Below are 22,135 nucleotides of genomic sequence, written 5' to 3'. Positions count from 1 at the left end.
AGGGGAAGTCCATGATCCGCAAGCTGCTGATACCGCTCGCCGCGACCACGCTGCTCGCCGGCTGCGTCACCACCGCGCCCTACGGGTATCGCGGCGGCGGGCAGGGCGACTACTACTACGGTTCGCCGTCGGTCGATTACCGCTACCACGGCGCGTACCCGGGCTACGGCTACGGCTCGCCGTACTACGGCCCGTACCGCTCGGGCATCTCCGTCTGGGGCCGCTACGGCTCGCCGTATTACTACGGCCCGTCCTACTACACCTATCCGCGCTACTACCCGCGCCCGGTGCCGCGGCCGCATCACCCGGGCGACAACCGCCCGCGCGTGGACCGTCCCGATGGCGCGCCCTGGCGCAATCCGGGCGGGCTGACGCATCGCCCGCGCAACGACGACGGCGGCAACCGCCGCCCGCCGCCGCAGATCGCGCGCCCCGAGGGCGGCAGCCGGCCGGCGCCGGCGATTCGTCCGCGCGGTGGCGACGGCGGCTCGCCGATGGGCGAGATGATCCGCCGCGCGCGTCGCGACGGCGGCCAGCAGGAACGCTAGAAACCGTGACGGCGGCGGCTTGCGGGCCCAACCGCCGCTGGTCAAGCTAGCGGCGCATCGCCCGCACCGCGGCCGATCGCGTCTTTCCGCCATGTCGGACCCCGGCGAGGAATCTCGGATCCCCCCTGTTCCGCCCCTCGCCGGGGCCGGCACCCGGTCGCCGACCGGATGGCATCGAGGCATCCTGAAAAGGTGAAGGGCCGGACGTCCCCCGACATCCGGCCCTTCGTGCTTCCCCGCGGGCGCTTGGCCAGCCCCTGTTCCAATACCGGCCGACGCATGCGCCTGCCCCGCTGGGTGCAGGGAAAACAGCTGCATGAAGCGTGCCAGTGCCCGGCGACGGCTTTCCGCGGCCGCTCGGCGGACCGCAGTCACAGATCGGCGCCTGGCGCGCGGGCGCAAGGTGACGCAATGCGGCCATGCCCGGCCGCGGCGGTCAGGCGCTGACGCAGGCGTCGGTCGCCTGTTCAGCCACGCGCCGCCTGTGCCTGCGCGACAATGCGCGCGCATTTCCGGGATCCGCGATGCCTTCTCCCGTTTCGACGTGAGGGCTCGGTGTCGATCCGTCGGCAGGCGTGCGCGCCCGTGGCCGCGCGGACGCCGCCAAGGCGCCGCGCCATCGACGTCCGCCGTGACCCGGCCGGGGCCATGCAGGCCGCCGTCGCATGTGGAGCAATCGATGAGTAACGACTTCTACCGTTTCGACGTGATCGTGGTCGGCGGCGGCCACGCCGGCACCGAGGCCGCGCTCGCGGCCGCCCGCGCCGGCGCGCGCACGCTGCTGCTCACGCATTCGATCGAGACCGTCGGTGCGATGAGCTGCAACCCCGCCATCGGCGGCATCGGCAAGGGTCACCTGGTCAGGGAGATCGACGCGCTCGGCGGCGTGATGGCGCGTGCGGCCGACGCCGCCGGCATCCAGTGGCGCCGCCTCAACGCGAGCAAGGGCCCGGCTGTGCGCGCGACGCGCTGCCAGGCCGACCGCGCGCTGTATCGCGCCTACATCCGCCGCGCGGTGGAATCGCAGCCGGGGCTCACGCTGTTCCAGGCCGCCGTCGACGACATCGGCTTCGACGACGGCCGCGTCTCGTCCGTGCTCACGCAGACAGGGCTGCGCTTCTTCGCGCCTGCCGTCGTGCTCACCGCCGGCACGTTCCTCGCCGGCAAGGTGCACGTCGGGCAGACGACGTACGCGGCCGGCCGTGCGGGCGACCTGCCGGCGACCGCGCTTGCCGCGCGCCTGCGCGAAGGCCCGTTCGTGGTCGACCGCCTGAAGACCGGCACGCCGCCGCGCATCGACGGCCGCACGCTGGACTACTCGGTGATGGAGGAGCAGCCCGGCGACGATCCGCGCCCGGTGATGTCGTTCATGGGTTCGACCGCCGACCATCCCGCGCAGGTGTCGTGCTGGATCACGCACACGAGCGAGCGCACGCACGAGGTCATCCGCGCCGCGCTCGATCGCAGCCCGCTCTACACCGGCCAGATCGAAGGCATCGGCCCGCGCTACTGCCCGTCGATCGAGGACAAGGTGGTGCGCTTCGCCGAGAAGGCGAGCCACCAGATCTTCGTCGAGCCCGAAGGCCTGGACGTCGCCGAAATCTATCCGAACGGCATCAGCACCTCGCTGCCGTTCGACGTGCAGCTCGAACTCGTGCGCAGCATCCGCGGCTTCGAGCAAGCGCACATCACGCGCGCCGGGTACGCGATCGAATACGACTTCTTCGATCCGCGCGGGCTCAAGACCACGCTGGAAACGAAGGCAATCGACGGCCTGTTCTTCGCCGGCCAGATCAACGGCACCACCGGTTACGAGGAAGCCGCGGCGCAGGGCCTGCTGGCCGGCGTCAATGCCGCGCGCTTCGTGCGTGGCGAGGCCGGCTGGAGCCCGCGTCGCGACGAAGCGTATCTGGGCGTGCTGGTCGACGACCTCACCACGCAGGGCACGTCCGAGCCCTACCGCATGTTCACCTCGCGCGCCGAGTACCGCCTGCAGTTGCGCGAGGACAATGCCGATGCGCGGCTCACGCCGGTCGGCCGCGAGCTCGGCCTGGTCGACGACGCGCGCTGGCAGCGCTTTTCCGACAAGCGCGAGGCGATCGAGCGCGAGACCTCGCGCCTGCGCGCGCTTTGGGCGGCGCCGAACAACGCGCTGGGTCGCGACGTCGCCGCCGCGCTCGGCATCGAGGTCAGCCGCGAGACCAATGCGCTCGACCTGCTCAGGCGCCCCGAACTCGACTACGCGAAGCTCGCGTCGGTGCCGATGCTCGGCCCGGCGGTGGCGGATGCTGACGTCGCCGAGCAGGTCGAGATCGGCGTGAAGTACGCGGGTTATCTCGATCGCCAGCGCGAGGAGATCGAGCGCGCGCGGCGCCACGAGGACACCACCATCCCCGAGGCCTTCGACTACGCCGACGTGCGCGGGCTGTCGGCGGAGATCCTGCAGAAGCTCGAGCGCGTGCGTCCGCAGACGGTGGGCCAGGCGCAGCGAATTCCCGGCATGACGCCGGCGGCGATCTCGCTGCTGCTCGTGCACCTGGTGCGCCGGCAGCGCGAACGCGTGGCCTGACCGCACGCGAAAAAAAGAGCCGCGCCTGCGATGACAGGCGCGGCTCCGGCCGGAGCGCGGATCGGCGTGTTCGTTCACCCTCCAGTGCACGGATGCCGACGTGCTGCGTCGACGGCATCGCGCGATCGATCGCGCCCCTCGGACGATGGCGGGAGCAGCGCCCTCGTCCGCCGCCGATCGCTCAGCCCGGGCGGCGCACCAGCGAGCCGATCTGCCACAGCGCCGACAGGCCGACCAGCACGTAGACGATGCGTGCCAGCGGCGCGGACTGCCCGCCGAACAGCGCGGCGACCAGGTCGAACTGGAACGCGCCGACCAGGCCCCAGTTGAGGCCACCGACGATCACCAGCACCAGCGTCACGAGATTCAATGCCTTCATAGCGTTCTCCTGTTAGGGGACGACGGCTCAGCGCGGCGGCATGAGCACCTTGTCGATGACGTGGATGACGCCGTTGCTGGCCATCACGTCGGCCTTGACCACGCGCGCGTCGCCGACGTTGACGGTGCCGCCCGTCGCGCGGATGGCGACGTCGCCGCCCTGCACGGTGGTGGCCTTGCTCATGCCGGCCACCTGGCTCGCGGTCACGCGGCCGGGGACTACGTGGTAGGTGAGGATCGCGACGAGCTGCTCGCGGTTCTCCGGCTTGAGCAGGTTCTCGACGGTGCCGGCCGGCAGCGCGGCGAACGCGGCGTCGGTGGGCGCGAACACGGTGAACGGACCGGCGCCCTTGAGCGTGTCGACCAGGCCCGCGGCCTGCAGTGCGGCGGCGAGCGTCTTGAACTGGCCGGCGGCGACGGCGGTGTCGACGATGTCGGCACGGGCCTGCGTCTGTGCGGCGGTGGAGGCGGCCGGCTGCGCGGCGAACACGGGCGCGGCGACGGCGAGCGCCAGCGCGGTGGTCAGCGCGGCGAGGGGCGCGGGGACTTTGCGGGTGTGCATGGCGAGGCTCCTGGACAGGGACGCCCGCCAGTCTCCGCAGTGCCGGTTAACCGGCTGTACAAGACAGCCTTGTACAGAGGCTGTACATTCGAGCCATGTACCCCATCAAGGCCGCTGCCGACCTCACCGGGCTGAGCCCCGAGACGCTGCGGGCCTGGGAGCGTCGCCACGCCGCGATCCGGCCGGTGCGCGACCCGCAGGGTCGCCGCCTGTACGACGCCGCCACCATCGAGCGCCTCGGCCGCCTGCACCGGCTGACAGGCCGCGGCCATCCCATTCGCGACCTCGCCGCCCTGGATGACGACGCGCTCGAGCGCCTGCTCGACGACGGCCGCCAGGCGGCCTACGGCGGCGTGGAGACGCTGCCCGGCCGGATGCTCGACGCCATCGCCGACTACCGCGTCGACGAATTCGACCGCGACCTGTCGGTAGCGATCGCCACGCTCCCGATGCCGGTGCTGATGGCGCGCGTGGTGATGCCGTTGCTGCGCGAGGTGGGCCTGCGCTGGTCGGACGGGCGCCTGGCGATCGCGCAGGAGCGCCTGGTCAGCAGCCTGCTGCGCATGCGCCTGCTGGCCGTGCTGAACCCGCCGCCGCGCGAGCGCCGCGCACGCGTGCTGTTCGCCACGCTGCCCGGCGAGCGTCACGAGCTCGGCCTGCTCGGCGCCGCGCTGCAGGCGCACGAGGCCGGGCTGCCCGTGCTCTACCTCGGCACCGAGCTACCGGCCGCGGAAATCGCGCGCGTGGCGACGCGGCTGGACTGCGCCGGCATCGCGTTGGGTTCGGTCGACCCCGAGCAGGCGCGCGCGACGCTGGCCGAACTGCGCGAGCTCGACGCCGCGCTGCCGCCGGGCCTGCCGGTGTGGATCGGCGGTGCCAATGCGCGCTACCTCGCCGAGGCGCTCGGGCTGCCGCGCGTGCAGGCGGTGCTCGATCCCGACGCACTCGCGCGCTTCGCCGCCTCGCGCACGCGCGGGCGGCCATCGCAGCGCGCGGCCGCCTGAGGCCGCAAACGCGAAACGCCCGCACGGGGCGGGCGTTCCGTCGAAGCGCGGGTGATGGACTTACTGCAGCGACGCGCGCGGCGGCGCCTGCTCCGAATCGACCTGGCCCTGCTGGCGCTTCATCAGCTCGATCTGCTCGGCGCCCATCTCCAGCAGCTGCTTCTTGCGCTCGGCCATCTGCACGCCGAGCTCGTCGAGCTGCTCGCGGCTGAAGAGCTCGCGCGCCTTCTTGAACATCTCTTTCTCTTCTTCCTCGGCGTGGTGCTCGACGAGTTCCTTCAGCACCTTCGCGCGGCCGCTGAAGCGGTCGCTGGTGATGTCGGTTTCCAGCAGGTCGGGCAGCACGAGCTCGCCGGCGGCGCGGTGCTCCTCCAGCGCCTCGAACACCATCGCCTCGTCCTCGGACTCGCCGACGGCTTCCTTGAACGCGGGATAGAAGATCTCCTCCTCGATCTGGGTATGCACGTCGAGTTCGAGGCGGATCTTCTCGACGAGTTCGGCACGCGTCTTCTCGGCGCGCTTGGTGGTGTTGGTCAGCTGTTCAAACAGGCCGCGCACCTTGTCGTGGTCGGCCTTCAGCAATTCGATCGCATTCATGGAAGCACCCGTGTCAGGTGGGGAAGGAAGCCGGGCGATGACGGTGCCAGCCGCTCCGTGAGGCCGGCGTCAGACATGCGTGTCGATCCATTTCACGACGCGGTCGTGGTAGTCGACGCGGTGCGCGGGCTTGCCGCTGCCGGCCAGCGAGTGCGAGCCGCCGGGGTAGACCACCATCATCGCGTTGGGGTGCCCGGCGCGGATGACGTTGGCGAACATCTCCTCGCATTGGCCGACCGGGCAGCGTTGGTCGTCCTGGCCGTTGAGGAACAGCGTCGCCGTATCGATCTTCGCCGCGTACTCGACCGGCGACAGCCGCGCGTACTGCTCGGCCGACTCGTGCAGGTCCGCGCCCATCGCATACGGCGTGACGTAGTAGCCGGTGTCGGACGTGCCGCCGTGCGACTGCAGGTTCGCGACCGGCGCGCTCACCACCGCCGCCTTGAACATGTCGCTGTTCGCGGCGGTCCACGCGCTGAGATAGCCGCCGTAGGACTTGCCGTAGCAGCCCAGCGCCTCGCCGACCACGCGCTCGTTGCGCAGCTGCGTCAGCACCGCCTCGACCTGCGGCAGGTCGTACTCGCCCCAGTGGCCGATCAGCCGGCGCGCGAACTCGCCGCCGTAGCCGCCCGAGCCGACCGGGTTCGGTGCGATCACCGCATAACCCTTGGCGATCAGCGGATACCAGTAGAGATGGCTGGCGAAGTCGATCAGCGTGATCGACTCGGGACCGCCGTGGAAATCCACCAGCGCCGGGAACGGACCGTCGCCGTCGGGCGGCAGCATCACCCAGGCATCGATGCGCTCGGTGCCGCCCTTCGCGTCCGGGACCTCGAAGCTGCGCTTGCTCACGCGCGGGCGGATGCGCTGGCCGAACCACTTGCGGTTGAACGCCGTCAGGCGCCTCTCGTTGCGGCCGTCCCAGTCGACGCGGAACACCTCGTCGAGCTCGCGCAACGTGGAGGCCACGAACACCAGCGCGTCGCCACTCGGTGCCAGTGCGGTGACGTGACGAAGGCCGCCCTCGATCGGCGTCACCTCGCCGCTATCGACATGCAGTACGGCGATCTCGAACAGGCCGTTGCGCGAGGCGATCGTCGCGATGCGGTCGCCGTCGGGATGCCAGACCACCGTCGCACCTTCGAGTTGCAGGTCATCGCCCCGCGGCGCGCGCTTCTCGCCGCTGTCGACGTCGTAGACGAACAGCGCAACCAGCGACTCGCCTTCGATTCGACCCGCACCGAACGCGAGCTTCTTGCCGTCCGGGGAGAAGCGCAGGCCCGACACCGAATACAGGTCGCGGGTGACCTGCCGCGCATCGCTGCCGTCGCCCTTGGCCAGCCACAGGTCGGCCTGGTGGCGCTGCTGGCCGCTGCGCTTGCGCGCGAACGCGAGCGTCGCGCCATCGGGCGACCACATCGCATCGGCCACGTCGAAATCGCCTTCGACCAGCGTGGTCACCTCACCCGACGTCGCGTCGATCGACACCAGCCGCGTGCGCTCGCCGACCTTCGGTCCCGAACCGTCCATCTTGTACGGCAGGTAGCGCACCACCAGCGGGCGATCCTGCGATTCGGGATCGTCGTTCTCGTCTTCCTTCCACTTGAAAGACTGCAGCGCGAGCAGGCGCTTGCCGTCCTGCGACCACGCGACGAGGCTCGAGACGCCGTTATCGCTCTTCGTCAGCACGCGCGCTTCGCCGCCGTCGGTCGCGATCGTGTAGACCTGCGGGCTCTCGTCGTCCGTGCGTTGCGAGACGAAGGCCACGCGGCTGCCCGTCGGGTCGATCACCAGCGACTGCGCGTTGAACTTCGAGGACGTGAGCTGGCGTGCGCGGCGATCGGACTGCGTATCGAGCAGCCAGGCGGTGGAGCGATAGCCACCCTTGGCCTTGCTGGCGCGCGACATGACGAAAGCGACCCGACCGTGTTCGGTCACGCCGCTGATGTCCTGGAGATGGCGATGCTGGTAGACGTCGTCGGGTGTGACGGGTTCCATGGCGCCTCTGACGGGGCTTGCCGGAAACGGGAAAAAGAAACGCCTTGGCCGTCAAGCCAAGGCGCTCCGGAAAGGAGAAGCGGTCGCGAAGGCGACCGCGGGTTCCTCAGCGACGCTCTTCGCGGTTGTTCTGGTTGTTGCGGTTCTGCTCGTTCTGCTGCGAGCTGCCTTCGCGACGCTGCTGGTCGTTCTGCTGGCCCTGGCCTTCGCGGCGCTCGTTCTGGTTCTGGTTGTTCTGACCTTCGCGACGCTCGTTGTTCTGGTTGTTCTGGCTCATTCGGTCGTCTCCTGGGGGATTTGGGATGGGCCGGCCGAAGCCGGCCCTTTTCGCTGGAGCGCCGCCCTCGGCGCCTGGTCTTTTCGTCGTTGTCTTCTTGAGTCCAGTTCACCGAATTCACGGTTAGCGCTGCGTGCAAAAACGGTCGCTGCAGCGTGACGATGAACCGGGATGCTGAAGAGTTAACCGACGTGCACGACTCGTCAGTGACGGACATGCGAGACGTTGTTCAACTCCGCCGCGAGCCAGCTGCGCACCAGCGTTTCATGGCGCTGCTCGGCCGCGAGTGCGTGGCGGAACCCGTCGGCGATCTCGTCGCGGCCGAAGCCTTCGGCGAGCTCGATGAGAAGCTCCCACGATGCGTTGTCGATCAGCTCCGCCGCCAGCAGCGTGTCCAGCGCCTGCGCGAGCGTGGTGCGCGGGTCGTTCATCGCCTGCAGCAGGCCCATGCCCTGCACGCCAGTGACGTCGGCGCAGGGCGTCATCGCCGTGCTGTCGCCGCCGAGGCGCTCGATGGTGTCGGCGAGCAGGCGGAAATGCGCGGCCTCCTCGTCGCGGATCTCCTGCAGCGCCGCCATCGTCATGCCTTCGGGCAGGCGGTCGAGCTGGCCGATCTTCAGCAGCGCAGCGTCGTACAGGCGCGTGCCGCTGCGCTCGAAGGCCAGGCGCTCGGCGATCTTGTCCAGCAGCACGTGCATGCGATGACCGGTGAGCGCCTGCGCGGTTGCGCCGACCATGCCCTTGACCGAGGTCGGCGGCGGGATCGAGCCGACGCTCTCCTCGCTCATGTACGACGCACGGAACTCCTCCACCGTGACCGGCGGGCGGCCGACGTCTAGCTGATAGCCGTGCATGTCCTGCAGTTCGACCGCATCGAGCGGCGAGGCCTTGAGGCCGGTGCGGTTCTTGCCCAGGGAAACTTCGGGTTGCATGGATGACTCCTTAGTTCGTGCGTCAGGCGGCGCGCGGCATCGGCGGCGCCAGTTCGGTGCCGGGGCGGTAGACGTAGCCCTCGGCCACGGCCTCGGTCGGCGAGCCCTGCGAGTTCATGTGCTCGCGATAGGCGAGCGTGGCCTCGCTCTCCGAGCCGTCGGTCGTGTACTCGTGCCGATCGCGCGGTAGTCGACCTCGCGGGTGAGCACCTCGCGCACGAAATCACGCTGGCTGGCGAACGGGATCGGGTCGGGCAGCGTGTCGCCGATCACCTCGGCGGGATCGCGCCGTTCGTACTGCTTGAACAGCTCCATGACCATCGAGAGCTGGCCCATCTCGTAGTCGAGGAAGCGTTCCCACAGGGCCTTGATGCGCGGGTTGGTCTCCTGCTGCACGCAGCCGTAGTAGTTGTAGACCTCCATCAGCTCGTGCATGAGCCACTGCTCCATCCACGTCTGGTCGGGGTCGATGATCGACTCGTACTGCGTGGTGTGCTGCTCCTCGATCGAGGCGATCTCGGCGTACAGCAGGCGCGCCACCGGGTCGGTGAACAGCGGCCCGATGTTCATGTAGTAATTGTGGGTCTGCTGCTCGGCCGACATGATCGTGAGCGCGTGCAGCTTGCTCAGCGGATGCGCGATCTTCGCGTCCATCGGCGTGCGCAGGTCGTCCTCGGGATCGCGGTGTTCGACGATGGTCGGCCGGCCCGGGAGGATGTCGGTGTAGCACTGCAGGATGTTGTTCGCGTCCTTGCCTTCCAGCCGGTCGAGCATCGCGCTGTAGCGATACATGTGGTCGAAGTCCTCGAGCAGGCCGAAGCGATAGGTCTGCGCGAGGTATTCGTCGGGCTCGCGCTGCGCGACGGCCGCGGTGACCTCGATGGCCACCTGCTCGTAGGCGATGGTGGTTTCCAGCGGCGAGTGGTCGGCGCCGATCAGCCAGTTGATCGCCGTGGCCTGGTGCTGCTCGACGCGGCGGATCTTGGCGAGCGGAAGTCGCAGGTCGCGGTTCATGCGTGCGCACATGTGCGAGAAACGGTTGGCTTCCAACTCCAGGCCGTTCATCAGGATGATGCACACGCGAGTGAATGCGTCATCGTCCAGCTTGCTGATCGGCGTCTGCACCAGCTCGCGCCAGGTGAAGCGCTGCCGGTCTATCGGACATCCCTTGATGTCGTTGAGGCTCAGGGCCATCGGGTATCTCCTTGCACGGGGTCGGAATGCGGCAAACGTCGCAACCTCCGTGCCAGCATGCAGCGACAGCGACAGCGCGCAATGCGTGTCCACATGCCTGAAAAGTTTTCGTTTGCCGGCAGCGGCCGTGCCTTCACGGTGTCTCGCGATGGCGCCGGTTAGCGTCGCGATCCGGCCTCACGGCTGGCCGTACGTGCATCCCCATCCCACGGAGAGACCGACACATGAACACCAAGACCCCGCTCGCACTGGCCGCCGCTGCGCTGGTGCTGTTCGCCACCACCGCCTGCAACCGCAACGAGGATGCGGCCGGCGGCACCAACAACACGCCGGCCGCCACCGCCGACACCGCGCCGGCCGATGCCACCGCCACGCCGGACGCCACCGGCGGCACGATGCCGACGGGCGATGCGGCCGCTGCCGCGCCTTCGCAGACCGAAGCGCTCGCACTGGTCAACGTGATCAACGATCACGAAGTGAAGGCGGCCGAGCAGGCCAAGTCGAAGAACGTCACCGGCGACGTGCTGGCCTACGCCAACATGATGCAGGCCGAGCACACCAAGAACATGGCCGACACCACCGCGCTGCTCGACAAGAACGGCGGCGCGCCGGCCGATACCGCCGCCATCACCGCGCAGAAGCAGAAGGGCGAGGCCGAGCGCCAGCAGCTGGCGTCGCTCGACGGCGATGCGTATGCCAAGGCCTACATCGATGCGATGGTCGCCGACCATGCCGACGCGCTGGGCAAGCTCGACAGCATGCTGATCCCGGCCGCCACCGACGACGCCGTGCGCCAGCACCTCACCACGACGCGCGACCACGTCAAGCAGCACCACGATCGCGCGGTGGAGATCCAGGGCAAGCTCGGCGGTACCGCCGGCGCCCCTGCCGCGCAGTAATTACCGACGTTTCCGTCGCGTAACGGGACCCGCGCTCCGGCGCGGGTTCTTTTTTGCATCGCGAATGACGGGCGCTGCGGTAGCGCCCGCTGTCACGCCCGCTTACGCGCGAGCGGCGAGCCTATCCACCCCTGCTAGCGGATGCGCGACATGTCCCCGAAGGCTCCTCCGTCGAAGACACCCGAACCGCGGGCGCGCAGCCAGCGCGACGAGCGCGAGGAAGTCCGCCGTCGCGAGGAACGGCTGCAGAGCGCCGCGGGGCGCGATGCCGAAGCCGGACGCAACGCGGGGCGCGCCTCCGACGAGATGCGTCAGTCGACCGAGTGATCGACCGGCGCCGCGCCCCGGCCGTTGCCGCCGTCCACCGATGGCGTGCCGGCCGGCGCGGTTTCCGTACGTGGCTCGGTGGCCGGGTCGCGACGCCTGTCGCGCTCGTGGCCGTCGTTCGGCGGCGTCAGCGAGCCGCCCTGGCCGGGCTCCTCGTGGCGGTCGTCGGGCTTGCGCAGCTCGCCCTGCTCGAAGCGCACTTCCTCGCCCTGAGGCCGGTCGCCGTGCAGCTTGCTCATCGCGATGCTCCCGCCGTGATCGATGAGGCGACTCTAGCGCGCGCGGCGAACAATGCGCGTGAGGGCGCTCAGCGTTCCTTGCGGTAGTTGAGCGAGGCGCGGTTCTCGACCGTGCTCGATTCGAACGTGGCATCCACGCCGCGGCGGATCAGGTACTTCAGCGTCAGCACCTGCCCGCTGCCGAACAGCGACACGCCGTAGCCCACGTACAGCCGCGGCGACAGGTACTTGCCGATGCCGAGCACGCTGCCGCCGAGCGTGCGGCTCTCGATCACGCCGGCGTCGTCCAGGCCCAGCCGCGTGCCGAGCTCGGAGGCCAGCAGCGAGCCGCCGGCCGACAGCGCCGCGCTGGCCGCGCCGATCTGCCGCCCCTGTTCGCCGCCGACGGTGCCCAGCGGCCGGCCCAGCGCGAGCATCGACAGCGCCTCGGATTGCGTGCCGCCATTGCTCGACCACACGTTGGCGCGCGGCTCGGTGGCATGGCCGGTGACGTCGATGCCGGCGGTGACGCCGCCGACGTCGCGCTCGGCGCGGATGTTGAGGATCGGATCGGCGATCGCGCCGCCCGACCAGGTCAGCTCGCCGCGCGTGACGTCCAGCCGCTGGCCGTAGGCGAGGTAGCGCCCGGATACGTCCATGCGGCCGCGCGCGGTGATGTCGTCGGTGCCGGAACTGCTGCGCAGCTGCACCTGCCCGGCGAGGCGGCCGTCGAGGCCGAAGCCCTGCAGGCGCACGTCGCGCCCGGACACCACCGCGAGGTCCAGGGCCAGCGCCGTCGGCGGCTTGACGTCGCCGGACGGCTCGACCGGGTCGAGCACCACCACGTCCGGCGAGGCCTTCACCGCGCCATCGAAGCGCTCGAGCATCACCAGCGCCGACGGCACCACCACCGTGCCGGTGACGGTGAACGGCTCGCCCGCGCCGCTGCGCACGCGCACGTCGGGGTTGGCCACAGCACGCAGCTGCCGCGTGTTGGCCACCTGCACGTTGGTGCCGCGCACCGCGAGCTGCAGCGGCGCGCCTTCGCCGCGCCAGCCCAGCCGCCCGTCGACGTTGAGCACGCCGTCGCCGGAGCGCACGCGGCCGTTGATGCGCGCGGTGCCGTCGGGCAGCGCGTCGAGCGCGGCCTCGCCCTGCGTGAGTTCGATGCCCAGCGCCGGCAGCTCGGTCGAGAAGCCGGTGAGCCGCGCCTGCCCGCCCAGCTGCGGCGCCAGCCGCGTGCCGCCCAGCGTGATGCGCCCGCTCAGGCGGCCGCGCGGGTCGACGATGTCGGGCGAGAACAGTTCGATGAAGGTCAGCTCGTCGGTGTCGATGGCCACGTTGCCCGACAGCGGCGCGTGCGCGGCCCAGCCCATCGCCACGCGCCCGTCGATGCGGCCGCGGTCGAACAGGCCCGAATCGAGGTCGACCTGCAGGCGCTGCGGGTCGAAGGCGAGCCGCGCATCCAGCCCGCGCCAGCGCACCAGCTCGTAGTCGTCGCGCGCGTCGAGCCGGAAGCCGCCCTGCGCGGAGGTGATGCGCGCGGTGCCACGCCAGGAATTGCCGACGCCGCGCACCTGCGCCTGCCCGTCGACATTGCCGCTGACGCCCCAGGCGCGGCCATCGGCGTGCTCGGGCAGATAGCCGGCCACCAGCGTGAGCGGCAGGCCGCGCGCGGTCACGTCGGCGCGGCGCGGCCAGTCGGCCGAGCCGCAGAGCTCGCCGCCCGCGTTCGAGCGTAGGCAGGTGGATGCGACGCCGACGCGGCCGCCGCCGAAGCGCAGCTGGGTGGCGCGCGTCAGCTGCCAGGGCGCGCCGCGCGTGGGCGCGAGCTGCAGCGACGCGACGTTCGCCAGCCAGTCGGCACCCGCCTTGCGCAGCCCGCCGGCCACGGCGAGCGCCCCGAACGGGCCGCGCGCATCGGCGCGCAGCTGCAGCGCCTCTACCGCGCCGCGCGCGTCGGCATTCAGTGCGTCGAACGGCAGGCCGACCTGCAGCCCGCTGCCGCGCAGCGTGAGCGCGCCCGGCGTGCCGGCGCGCCAGGGCAGGCGGCCCTTGGCGACGAGCGTGCCGACGCGGTAGTCGGCGAAGGCCACGTCGCGGCCGTCGAGGTCGGCGGCGATGTCGGGCGCCGTGCGCGGGCCGGTCAACCGCAGCGTGCCGCGCACGACGCCGCGCGCGTCCGGCAGCAGGTCGGCCAGCTGCAACGGGCTCAGGCGTGCGTCGATGTCGAGGCGGTCGCCGATGCGGCCGCGCGCGTCGATGCGGCTCGCGCCGGCGCCGAGCTGCAGCTGGCCTTCGACGTCGCCGCCGCGCAGCTCCGCCTGGCCGCGGCCCGAAAGCGCGCGCCCACGCAGCGTGCCGCCGAGCTGCGCGAGTTCGACGCTGGCCTGCAGCTCGGCGGGTCGGCCCGGTGCGCCGAGGCGGCGCTGGCCGGTGCTGCGCAGCTGCGCGTCCACCGCGCCCGGCCAGCCGGCGACGACGAACGACGGATCGAAACGCTCGAGGCGCGCGCTCGCGTTCCAGCGCTGCAGTGCGCCGAAGGCCGCTTCGCCCTGCACGAGGGCGCGACCGCGGTCGGCGGTGAGCGCCACGGTGCCGCGGTAGACATCGTCGATCAGCCGCACCTGCCCGCTGGCGCCGACCGCGCGGCCGCGCAGGCGGCCGCCGAGGCGCGGCACGTCCAGCGTCGCCTGCAGCGCCTGGCCGGTGGGCTGGTGGCCGGTAGTGCGCAGCACGCCGCGCAGCGCGCCGTTCCAGCCCGGTGCGAAATAGCCGGGGTCGAAGCCGTCCAGCTGCGCGTGCAGGTTCCAGTCCAGCGCCGGGCGCCAGGTGATGCGGCCGTTCGCCTCGAGCACGCCGGTCGGCATGCGCGCGAGCAGGCGCTGCACCATGAGCTCGGCTTGGCGCCCGCGCCCGCTGAGCGCGACCTGCGCGCGCTGGCCGTTGCGCAGCAGCGTGCTGTCGCCGTTGACCGTCCACGCCGCCTGCGTGCCGGCCACCGCGAGGTCGGCATCGGCGATCACCTGCGACGCGCCCTCGCCCCAGCGCAGCCCGCGCGCGGCCAGCGTGTAGTCCACGCGCGCATTGCGACGGTCGCCGAAGTCGCCGCGGCCGCGCGCAACGATGCGCCCGCCGAGCAGCTCGACGTCGAGCGGCGCGAATGCGAGTACCTGCTGTTCGAGATGCAGCACCGACGGATTCACCGCGATGCGCATGTCGCCGCGCACGATCGAGCCCTGCAGGCGCGCGTCGCCGCCGGTGCCGTCGGCGCGCACATCGACGTCCACGGCGTCCGGCGGATCGACCGGCGTGCCCGACAGCGCGGCCACGTCGAGGCCGCTCGCGTTCGCACGCAACTGCCAGCGCGGGCGTTCGGCCCCGCGCAGGCTCAGCGTGGCGCGCACCGGACCGGGCGCGGCGCCGGCCAGCGCGACGTCCATCGCGTCGAGATCGCCGCGCGCGACGAAGCCCAGCCGCAGCGGCGTACCGGAACTCTTGGCCGGCACCAGCGCAGTGGCGACCAGGTCGGTGCGGTAGTTCTCCACCGGCGCGTAGGTGCCGTGCGCGGCGAAGCGGCCGCGGTCGCTGTCGACATCGACGCGCGTGAGCGCGAGCCGGCCGTTGCTGGCGTCCACGCCGCCGCGCAGGCGGCGGATCTCGATCAGCGGCTCGGCCTGGCGCGTGATGCGCAGCCCGTCGACGCGGATGTCGTCGGCCTGCAGCGCGAGCGGCACGGTGATCTGCGGCAGCGAGTCGGGCCAGCGCGGCAGCTCGAAGGGCTCGTCGCTCTCGGGCAGGTCGAGCGTGGCGTTCTCGACCTGCATCGCATCCAGCCGCAGGCGACGGCCGAGCAGCGGGCGCAGCGCCGGATCGAGCGTCACCCGCTGCGCGTCGAATGCGACCTTGTTCCAGCGGAAGCGCACGTCGTGCAGCGTGAGCGGGCCCGACGCCGGGCCCTCGGCGTCCTTCCAGTCCAGCGAGGCATTGGCCGGCAGGCGCGCCTTGATCTGCGCGAGCAGCAGGTCGCGCCCGGCAATGGTGGTGAGCAGCCAGTAGGCGAACGCGACCACCAGCAGCAGCACGCCGCCGGTGATGACGCCACTGCGGATCGCGATCTTCTTCGCACGCGCATGACGCTTGGCGCGCAGTTCGCGGATGCGCGCCTCGCGCTCCTCCGGCGTCGGCTCGTCGGGGCGCGCGTTCTTCGCGTCGGGCAGGCGGCTCACAGCTCAGCTCCGAGGCCGAGGTAGATCTGGAACGGCGAGTCGGGGTTCTTCAGCCCGCGTGCGACGTCGATGCGCACGGGGCCGACCGGCGAGCGCCAGCGCACGCCGAAGCCGACGCCGGTGTGCAGGTCGGGGCGGTCGTTGAACGCGCTGCCGGTGTCGACGAACAGCGCATAGCCCCAGCGGTCGTTGAGGTACTGCTCGAACTCGACGTCGCCGGTCAGCACGTTGCGCGCGCCTACCGCGAAGCGGCGCCCGGCATCGCCCACGCGCGGGCCCACCTCACGCCAGCCGTAGCCGCGGATGCTGCGCTCGCCGCCGGCGTGGAAGCGCAGCGACGGCGGCATCGTGCCGATCGGCGCATCGCTCCAGGTGTGGCCGAGCTCGCCGCGCGTGATCAGCCGCGAGCGCGGGCCGAGGCCGCGATACCAGGCAACCGAGGCACGTGCCTGCGCGAACAGCACGCCGTCGTCCTCGGCCACGCGGCCGCGGCCGCCGCGCACGAACGCGTTGGCGCCGAAGCCGCGGCGCGGCAGCAGGCGGTCGTCCACGTCGACGTAGTTGGCGCTGATCTCGGGATACCAGAACGAGGCGTAGCGGTAATCCGGTGGCGTGGCCGGATCGCCGTCGTCCTCGGCCGCGTACGCCCAGCGCTCGCGCAGCACGTGCAGGCTGGCGACGGCCTCGAGCTCGCGGCTGATCTGCCCGCTGCGGCTGGCGAGGAATTCCACGCGGCGGTTGTCGATGAAATCGGTCTGCTCGTCCGCGGCCTGCAGCGCGAACGTGTACCAGCCGTCGAGCCAGGCGAACGCGGGAATGCGGTAGTTGAGCGTGAGCGTCTTGCGCCGCTGCGCGTAGTCCAGCAGCGCGGTGCCCTTGTGGCCGCGGCGGTTGAGGTAGCGGCGGTCGATGCCGAAGCGCACGCCGGCGCCGCTGTCGGAACCGTAGCTCAGGCCGGCGGTGTAGACGGTGCGCTTGGCCGGCGTCAGCGTGACGTCGACCGGCACCTGCAGGTCGACCGCCTTGTCCGGCGCGATCGCCACGTCGATGCCGGAGAAGTAGTCGAGCCGCTGCAGCGATTCGCGCAGGCGCTCCACGCGGTCCTGGTGGAAGGGCGCGCCGCGGCGCCAGAACACCAGCTTCTGCAGCAGGTCGTCGTTGATGATGGATGTCGGCGTCTGGGTGAACTCGACCGGGCCCATGCGGTAGCGAGGCCCGCTGGTCCACAACAGGTCGATGTCGGCCGACCGCGTGGCGCGCGTGACCTCCACGCGATGCGACGGGATCTCGGCATCGAAGTAGCCGCGCTCGGCCAGCACGCGGGTGATGCGCGTCTTGCTGGCCTCGTAGACCGCGTGGTCGAGCACCTCGCCCTCGACCGGGCGGAACGCGTCGACTTCCTCGCGCACCACTTCTTCCGCGCCGGCCTCGCCCTGCACGCGCACCGAACGACCGCGCACGGTGACCGCAGGGCCGGGGTCCACGTCGATGGCGACGACCTCGCCCTCGCGCGACACGCGGATCACCGGCGAGTAGTAGCCGAACGGCTCCAGCGCGGCGCGCGCCTCGGCCTCGATCTCGCCGACGAGATAGTCGAGGCGGCGGTCGCCGATGTCGGCGCCGGTTTCGTCGTTGATGGTCAGCGACAGGCGGATGTTCTCGGCCAGCGCCTCGTCGACGCCGCGCACTTCCACGCGCTCCACGCGCGCGGCCCAGGCGGACGGCGCGACGCAGGCGAGCAGCAAAAGGGTGTAGACGGCGCGCCGGCCGCGGGGATCAGTCCGCATCCGGTCAGGATAGCGATGGCCGCGTTGAAGCGGCCGTGATGGATGCGGACGGCCGCTTCGCCACGCTGCGCCGGTTCAGATCGAGAGGTACTCGATCGCCGCCACGCTGCCGAGGCGGTCGGCGAGGCGCTGCAGCAGGGCGAGGCGGTTGCGGCGCACGGCCACGTCGTCGACGTTCACCATCACCTTGTCGAAGAACGTGTCGACCACCGGGCGCAGCTGCGCCAGGCGCGCGAGCGTGCCGGCGTAGTCGCGGGCATCGAGCATCGGATCGGTGTCGACCTCGGCCTGCGCGAGCGCGACGGCGAGATCCCTCTCGGCGTCCTCGGCGCAGAGCGACGCATCGAACGTCGCCGACGCCTCGCCCTCGGTCTTGCGCAGGATGTTGCGGATGCGCTTGTTCGCCGCGGCCAGCGCTTCGGCTTCCGGCAGCTTCACGAACTCGCGCACGGCCGACACGCGAGCGTCGAAGTCCGGCAGCGATTCGTGCACCGCGTTGAGCACGGCGTCGAACTGCTGCGGCGTGACGTCGCGATCGGCGTAGTAGCCGCGCAGGCGGTCGTAGACGAAATGGGTGATGTCGTAGGCGCCGACATCCGCGGCCTGCACCGGCTGCAGCGCGACCGCGCGCTCGACCAGCCCGTGCAGCATCAGGTCGTGGCCGCCTTCGAGCAGCGTGCGCGCCAGGCCCAGCGCGTTGCGGCGCAGCGCGAACGGATCCTTGTTGCCGGTGGGGCGCAGGCCCGCGGCGAAACCGCCGGCCAGCGTGTCCAGGCGCTCGGCGATCGCCAGCACCTGGCCGAGCCTGGTCGGCGCGATCGCATCGCCCGCGAAGCGCGGCATGTAGACCTCGTCGAGCGACTGCGCGAGGTCGAAGCGCTCGGCATCGCCGACGTCGGCCAGCGCGGCATCGTGCAGCGCGTAATAGCGGCCGGCGATGCCCTGCAGCTCCGGGAACTCGCCGACCATGCGCGACTGCAGGTCGTTCTTCGACAGCAGCGCGGCGCGGCGCGCGAGCGCCGGATCGACGTCGACATCGCTCGCGATCATCTCGGCCAGCGCGGCCACGCGCTGCGCCTTGTCGGCGATCGAGCCGAGCTTGGCCTGGTAGGTCACGCCCGGCAGGCCTTCGCCCATCGCCACGAGGCCCTGCTTGAGGTCCTCGTCGAAGAAGAAGCCGGCGTCGGCGAAGCGCGGGCGGATCACGCGCTCGTAGCCCTTGCGCACCTCGGCCTCGTCCTTCGACTCGATGTTGGCGATGCCGACGAAGTGCTCGGACAGGCGACCGCTGGAATCGAGGACCGGGAAGAACTTCTGGTTCGCCTCCATCGTGGCGATCAGCGCTTCCTGCGGCACGCGCAGGAACTCGCGCTCGAAGCTGCAGGCCACCGCCTTCGGCCATTCGACCAGGCCGTTCACTTCCTCGAGGATGCCCGGCTCGATGCGCGCCACGCCGTCCACCGACTGCGCGGCGCGCTCGACCTCGGCGCGGATGCGGCCGCGGCGCTCGTCGGGATCGACCAGCACCTTCGCCGCGCGCAGCGATTCGACGTAGTCCGACGGATCGGTGAACCACACCGGCTTGTCCGACATGAAGCGATGGCCGCGGCTCATGCGGTCGGCCTTCACCCCGAACAGTTCGACCTCGACGATGTCGCCGCCGTGCAGCACCACCAGCCAGTGCACCGGCCGCGCGAAGCCGAAATCGTTCGCGCCCCAGCGCATCGGCTTGGGGATCGGCATGCCGGCGACGGCCTCGGCCAGCACCTCGCCCAGCAGCGACGCGGTCGACGCGCCCGGCTTCACCGCGCGGTGCACGAAGCGCTCGCCCTTGGCGTCGGTGACGCGTTCGAGCTGCGTCCACTCGACGCCGGCCTTCTGTGCGAAGCCGTCGAGTGCGCGCGTGGGCGCGCCGTTCGCGTCGAGCGCGATGTTGAGATACGGGCCCAGCACCTCGGACTTCTGCTCGGGCTGCTGCGCGGCCACCTTCGGCAGCGCGACGGCGAGGCGACGCGGCGTGTAGAGCGGCTTGGCGCCGGTGCGGTCGAGCTCGATGCCGCGCTTTTCCAGGCCGGCGACCACGCCGTCGAAAAAGGCCTGCGCCAGGCCGGGCAGCGCCTTGACGGGCAGTTCCTCGGTGCCGAGTTCGATCAGCAGGGGCTTCATGCGGGGTCCTTCGCGCCCTTGGGCTGCGGCAGGTAGAACGGCGCGTAATGCGCCCGGAAGACGTCGAGGGCCTCGCAGCGCGCGACGAACGCGGCGAGCGCCGGCCAGCGCGAGAGCTCCAGCGGCACGGCGTCCTTCAGATAGGTCGTGTAGCAGGCGACGGTGATGTCGGCGAGCGTCATCGCGTCGGTAACGAGCCACTGCCCGTCGCGCGCCGCGCAGGCGGCGTCGAGCGCGGTCATCGCACCCTCGATCTGGGTCAGGCTGCGCGCGAGCAGCGCGTTGGAGCGCTTGTCCTCGGCATGGAACAGGCGCTCGAGCACCATCGCGACGCCGCGGTCGGCCGCGCCGCTGGCGAGGCCCATCAGCCGCATCGCCTCGCGGCGTTCGCGGCCCGCGGCGGGCAGCAGCGCATCGCCGTCGGTCTCGTGCTCGATCCAGTCGAGGATGGAGGACGACTCCATCAGCACCTCGCCGTCGTCGAACACCAGCACCGGCACGCGGCCGAGCGGGGAGTACTCGCGGATGCGGTCGAAGTCCGCGCCGACCGACCAGGCGCGGTGCTCGAACGCGATGCCGCGCAGCGCCAGGGCGATGGCGACGCGCCGGGTGAACGGCGAATCCAGCAGGCCGATCAGGATCATGCGGTTTCCGCCGTGGTCTTCAGCCCCGGGAAGCCGAGCTTCTCGCGCTGCGCGTGGTAGGCCTGCGCGACGCCCTGCGCCAGCTTTCGCACGCGCAGGATGTAGCGCTGGCGCTCGGTGACGCTGATCGCGCGGCGCGCGTCGAGCATGTTGAAGCTGTGGCTGGCCTTGCAGACCTGCTCGTAGGCCGGCAGCGGCAGCCCGAGCTCGGTGAGCTTCACCGCCTCGGCCTCGCAGGCGTCGAAGCGGTGGAACAGCTCGGCGACGTCGGCGTGCTCGAAGTTGTACGTGCTCTGCTCGACCTCGTTCTGGTGATAGACGTCGCGGTAGGTGACGGGCGTGCCGTCGGGGCCGATCGTCCACACCAGGTCGAACACGTTGTCGACATTCTGCAGGTACATGCACAGGCGCTCGAGGCCGTAGGTGATCTCGCCGAGCACCGGGCGGCATTCCAGGCCGCCGGCCTGCTGGAAGTAGGTGAACTGCGTGACTTCCATGCCGTTGAGCCAGACCTCCCAGCCCAGCCCCCAGGCGCCGAGCGTCGGCGATTCCCAGTTGTCCTCGACCAGGCGCAGGTCGTGCACCTGCGGGTCGACGCCGAGCGCCTTCAGCGAGTCGAAGTAGAGCTCGACGATGTTCGGCGGCGACGGCTTCATCACCACCTGGTACTGGTAGTAGCGCTGCAGTCGGTTCGGGTTCTCGCCGTAGCGGCCGTCGGTGGGGCGGCGACACGGCTGCACGTAGGCCGCGTTCCACGGCTCCGGGCCGAGCGCGCGCAGGAACGTCGCGGGATGGAAGGTGCCGGCGCCGACCTCGAGGTCGAGCGGCTGGATGAGCACGCACCCCTGTTCGCCCCAGAAGGCGTTGAGGCGCTGGATGAGTTGCTGGAACGTGGGGGCCGGCATGCTGCGTTCCGTGTGGGCGCGCGGAAAGCCGGCTAGTATAGCCACGCGTTTTTCCACCTATTTTCCGGCCGTCATCCGGCCTGCGGCGGCGATTCCGGCACATCGGGTCGAACGCCCGATCCGGGCGGCGACGGCTCCGCGCGAACGATCCGCCGGCCCGCGAACGTGACCCCACACTTCCTCATCCTCGAAACCGGCCAGCCGGTCGCCTCGATGCGCCGCCACGGCGGCTTCCCGCACTGGATCCGCACGGCGGCTGGCCTGCCGCGCGATGCCGCGGTGGTGGTGGACGTCGAGCGCGGCGATGCGCTGCCCTCGCGGGACGGTTTCGCCGGCGTGATCGTCACCGGCTCGGGCGCGATGGTCACCGACCGCCACGACTGGAGCGAGCGCACCGCCGCATGGCTGGGCGAGGCCGCGCAGGCCGGGCTGCCGCTGCTGGGCATCTGCTACGGCCACCAGCTGATCGCCCACGCGCTCGGCGGCGAGGTGGGCTGGCATCCGCGCGGCCGCGAGATGGGCACCGTCGAGGTCGAGCGCCTCGCGTCGTCCAACGACGATCCGCTGTTCTCCGGCCTGCCGGAGCGTTTCGCCGCGCAGGCCACGCACCTGCAGTCGGTGCTGAAGGTGCCCGAGGGCGCCACGCTGCTGGCGCGCTCCGGGCACGATCCCGTGCACGCCTACCGTTGGCGCGACGCGGTCTGGGGCGTGCAGTTCCATCCCGAATTCAGTACCACCCACATGCGCGGCTACGTGCGTGCGCGCCGCGACGCGCTGCACGGCGAGGGCCTGTGCGCGACGTCCACCGAGCGCGCTGTCAGCGCCACCCCGCATGCGCGCCGCGTGCTGCGCCGCTTCGTCGGTTTCGCCCGCCGCCGCGCCTGAACCCGGAAACCGCCTC

Annotated in this window: 19 protein-coding genes; 6 read left to right on the top strand and 13 right to left on the bottom strand. The window is 71.2% G+C overall.

Annotated features, from left to right (window positions below; genetic code table 11):
• The first annotated feature begins 11 nt into the window (after positions 1-11).
• The gene (locus tag IE066_RS11810) at positions 12-548 is read left to right on the top strand and encodes a hypothetical protein (protein ID WP_229790797.1); all 537 of its coding nucleotides are present in this window, start codon (positions 12-14) and stop codon (positions 546-548) included.
• A gap of 679 nt (positions 549-1,227) precedes the next feature.
• Positions 1,228-3,117, top strand: a complete 1,890-nt coding sequence (gene mnmG / locus IE066_RS11805) for a tRNA uridine-5-carboxymethylaminomethyl(34) synthesis enzyme MnmG (protein ID WP_189450116.1) — start codon at positions 1,228-1,230, stop codon at positions 3,115-3,117.
• 181 nt (positions 3,118-3,298) lie between these two features.
• Here mnmG and IE066_RS11800 read toward each other — a convergent pair whose 3' ends face one another.
• Together IE066_RS11800 and IE066_RS11795 are read right to left on the bottom strand one after the other, a co-directional pair.
• Positions 3,299-3,496, bottom strand: coding sequence for a DUF378 domain-containing protein (locus IE066_RS11800; protein WP_189450114.1), 198 nt, complete (start codon positions 3,494-3,496; stop codon positions 3,299-3,301).
• 27 nt (positions 3,497-3,523) lie between these two features.
• Positions 3,524-4,057 (bottom strand): fasciclin domain-containing protein, encoded by a 534-nt coding sequence (locus tag IE066_RS11795; RefSeq protein WP_189450112.1) that lies wholly within the window; start codon positions 4,055-4,057, stop codon positions 3,524-3,526.
• A 95-nt stretch (positions 4,058-4,152) separates the two neighbouring features.
• Here IE066_RS11795 and IE066_RS11790 point away from each other — a divergent pair, with 95 nt between their 5' ends.
• On the top strand, positions 4,153-5,061 hold the full coding sequence (locus IE066_RS11790; RefSeq protein WP_189450110.1) for a MerR family transcriptional regulator: 909 nt from the start codon (positions 4,153-4,155) through the stop codon (positions 5,059-5,061).
• A gap of 60 nt (positions 5,062-5,121) precedes the next feature.
• On the opposite strand, the gene IE066_RS11785 is transcribed toward IE066_RS11790, so the two are convergent.
• From IE066_RS11785 to IE066_RS11765, 5 genes are all read right to left on the bottom strand, one after another.
• Positions 5,122-5,658, bottom strand: coding sequence for a PA2171 family ribosome-binding persister protein (locus tag IE066_RS11785; RefSeq protein WP_189450107.1), 537 nt, complete (start codon positions 5,656-5,658; stop codon positions 5,122-5,124).
• Between the two features lie 69 nt (positions 5,659-5,727).
• The gene (locus IE066_RS11780) at positions 5,728-7,656 is read right to left on the bottom strand and encodes a S9 family peptidase (RefSeq protein ID WP_189450104.1); all 1,929 of its coding nucleotides are present in this window, start codon (positions 7,654-7,656) and stop codon (positions 5,728-5,730) included.
• A gap of 106 nt (positions 7,657-7,762) precedes the next feature.
• Entirely contained in the window at positions 7,763-7,933 is a 171-nt protein-coding gene (locus IE066_RS11775; RefSeq protein WP_189450102.1) for a hypothetical protein, read from the bottom strand.
• A 203-nt stretch (positions 7,934-8,136) separates the two neighbouring features.
• Entirely contained in the window at positions 8,137-8,865 is a 729-nt protein-coding gene (locus tag IE066_RS11770; RefSeq protein WP_189450099.1) for a ferritin-like domain-containing protein, read from the bottom strand.
• A gap of 114 nt (positions 8,866-8,979) precedes the next feature.
• Entirely contained in the window at positions 8,980-10,059 is a 1,080-nt protein-coding gene (locus IE066_RS11765; RefSeq protein WP_229790796.1) for a hypothetical protein, read from the bottom strand.
• Positions 10,060-10,283: 224 nt separating this feature from the next.
• On the opposite strand from IE066_RS11765, the gene IE066_RS11760 reads away from it, so the two are divergent.
• Positions 10,284-10,958 carry a DUF4142 domain-containing protein gene (locus tag IE066_RS11760; RefSeq protein ID WP_189450097.1) on the top strand — a complete coding sequence of 225 codons (675 nt, stop codon included), beginning with the start codon at positions 10,284-10,286 and terminating at the stop codon, positions 10,956-10,958.
• Between the two features lie 150 nt (positions 10,959-11,108).
• Complete coding sequence (locus tag IE066_RS11755) at positions 11,109-11,285, top strand: hypothetical protein (protein ID WP_189450095.1); 177 nt, start codon at positions 11,109-11,111, stop codon at positions 11,283-11,285.
• On the opposite strand, the gene IE066_RS11750 is transcribed toward IE066_RS11755, so the two are convergent.
• From IE066_RS11750 to glyQ, 6 genes are all read right to left on the bottom strand, one after another.
• Positions 11,270-11,524 (bottom strand): hypothetical protein, encoded by a 255-nt coding sequence (locus IE066_RS11750; protein ID WP_189450093.1) that lies wholly within the window; start codon positions 11,522-11,524, stop codon positions 11,270-11,272. The genes IE066_RS11755 and IE066_RS11750 overlap by 16 nt on opposite strands.
• Before the next feature lie 68 nt (positions 11,525-11,592).
• Positions 11,593-15,732 carry a translocation/assembly module TamB domain-containing protein gene (locus tag IE066_RS11745; RefSeq protein ID WP_189450091.1) on the bottom strand — a complete coding sequence of 1,380 codons (4,140 nt, stop codon included), beginning with the start codon at positions 15,730-15,732 and terminating at the stop codon, positions 11,593-11,595.
• Entirely contained in the window at positions 15,729-17,519 is a 1,791-nt protein-coding gene (locus IE066_RS11740) for an autotransporter assembly complex protein TamA (protein ID WP_189450089.1), read from the bottom strand. Before IE066_RS11740 ends, IE066_RS11745 begins: the two co-directional genes overlap by 4 nt.
• Positions 17,520-17,594: 75 nt before the next feature.
• A complete protein-coding gene (glyS, locus tag IE066_RS11735; protein WP_189450086.1) occupies positions 17,595-19,685 on the bottom strand; it encodes a glycine--tRNA ligase subunit beta in 2,091 nt (696 codons plus the stop codon).
• A complete protein-coding gene (locus IE066_RS11730; RefSeq protein ID WP_189450084.1) occupies positions 19,682-20,329 on the bottom strand; it encodes a glutathione S-transferase family protein in 648 nt (215 codons plus the stop codon). The genes glyS and IE066_RS11730 overlap by 4 nt, the downstream gene beginning before the upstream one ends.
• The gene (glyQ, locus tag IE066_RS11725) at positions 20,326-21,234 is read right to left on the bottom strand and encodes a glycine--tRNA ligase subunit alpha (RefSeq protein ID WP_189450082.1); all 909 of its coding nucleotides are present in this window, start codon (positions 21,232-21,234) and stop codon (positions 20,326-20,328) included. Before glyQ ends, IE066_RS11730 begins: the two co-directional genes overlap by 4 nt.
• A gap of 165 nt (positions 21,235-21,399) precedes the next feature.
• Between glyQ and IE066_RS11720 the strand changes: the two genes are divergently transcribed.
• Positions 21,400-22,119 (top strand): glutamine amidotransferase, encoded by a 720-nt coding sequence (locus IE066_RS11720; protein ID WP_189450080.1) that lies wholly within the window; start codon positions 21,400-21,402, stop codon positions 22,117-22,119.
• The last annotated feature ends 16 nt before the right edge of the window (positions 22,120-22,135 follow it).

This window comes from Cognatilysobacter xinjiangensis (assembly GCF_014651995.1).
Taxonomy (GTDB): Bacteria; Pseudomonadota; Gammaproteobacteria; order Xanthomonadales; family Xanthomonadaceae; genus Cognatilysobacter; species Cognatilysobacter xinjiangensis.
The sequence above is the reverse complement of the archived record's forward strand: the minus strand, read 5'-3'. Positions and strand labels throughout refer to the sequence as shown.

Coding starts and splice junctions, on each gene's coding strand:
- IE066_RS11810 (WP_229790797.1), top strand. CDS start 12: ATGATCCGCAAGCTGCTGATACCGCTCGCCGCGACCACGCTGCTCGCC.
- mnmG (WP_189450116.1), top strand. CDS start 1,228: ATGAGTAACGACTTCTACCGTTTCGACGTGATCGTGGTCGGCGGCGGC.
- IE066_RS11800 (WP_189450114.1), bottom strand. CDS start 3,496: ATGAAGGCATTGAATCTCGTGACGCTGGTGCTGGTGATCGTCGGTGGC.
- IE066_RS11795 (WP_189450112.1), bottom strand. CDS start 4,057: ATGCACACCCGCAAAGTCCCCGCGCCCCTCGCCGCGCTGACCACCGCG.
- IE066_RS11790 (WP_189450110.1), top strand. CDS start 4,153: ATGTACCCCATCAAGGCCGCTGCCGACCTCACCGGGCTGAGCCCCGAG.
- IE066_RS11785 (WP_189450107.1), bottom strand. CDS start 5,658: ATGAATGCGATCGAATTGCTGAAGGCCGACCACGACAAGGTGCGCGGC.
- IE066_RS11780 (WP_189450104.1), bottom strand. CDS start 7,656: ATGGAACCCGTCACACCCGACGACGTCTACCAGCATCGCCATCTCCAG.
- IE066_RS11775 (WP_189450102.1), bottom strand. CDS start 7,933: ATGAGCCAGAACAACCAGAACAACGAGCGTCGCGAAGGTCAGAACAAC.
- IE066_RS11770 (WP_189450099.1), bottom strand. CDS start 8,865: ATGCAACCCGAAGTTTCCCTGGGCAAGAACCGCACCGGCCTCAAGGCC.
- IE066_RS11765 (WP_229790796.1), bottom strand. CDS start 10,059: ATGGCCCTGAGCCTCAACGACATCAAGGGATGTCCGATAGACCGGCAG.
- IE066_RS11760 (WP_189450097.1), top strand. CDS start 10,284: ATGAACACCAAGACCCCGCTCGCACTGGCCGCCGCTGCGCTGGTGCTG.
- IE066_RS11755 (WP_189450095.1), top strand. CDS start 11,109: ATGTCCCCGAAGGCTCCTCCGTCGAAGACACCCGAACCGCGGGCGCGC.
- IE066_RS11750 (WP_189450093.1), bottom strand. CDS start 11,524: ATGAGCAAGCTGCACGGCGACCGGCCTCAGGGCGAGGAAGTGCGCTTC.
- IE066_RS11740 (WP_189450089.1), bottom strand. CDS start 17,519: ATGCGGACTGATCCCCGCGGCCGGCGCGCCGTCTACACCCTTTTGCTG.
- glyS (WP_189450086.1), bottom strand. CDS start 19,685: ATGAAGCCCCTGCTGATCGAACTCGGCACCGAGGAACTGCCCGTCAAG.
- IE066_RS11730 (WP_189450084.1), bottom strand. CDS start 20,329: ATGATCCTGATCGGCCTGCTGGATTCGCCGTTCACCCGGCGCGTCGCC.
- glyQ (WP_189450082.1), bottom strand. CDS start 21,234: ATGCCGGCCCCCACGTTCCAGCAACTCATCCAGCGCCTCAACGCCTTC.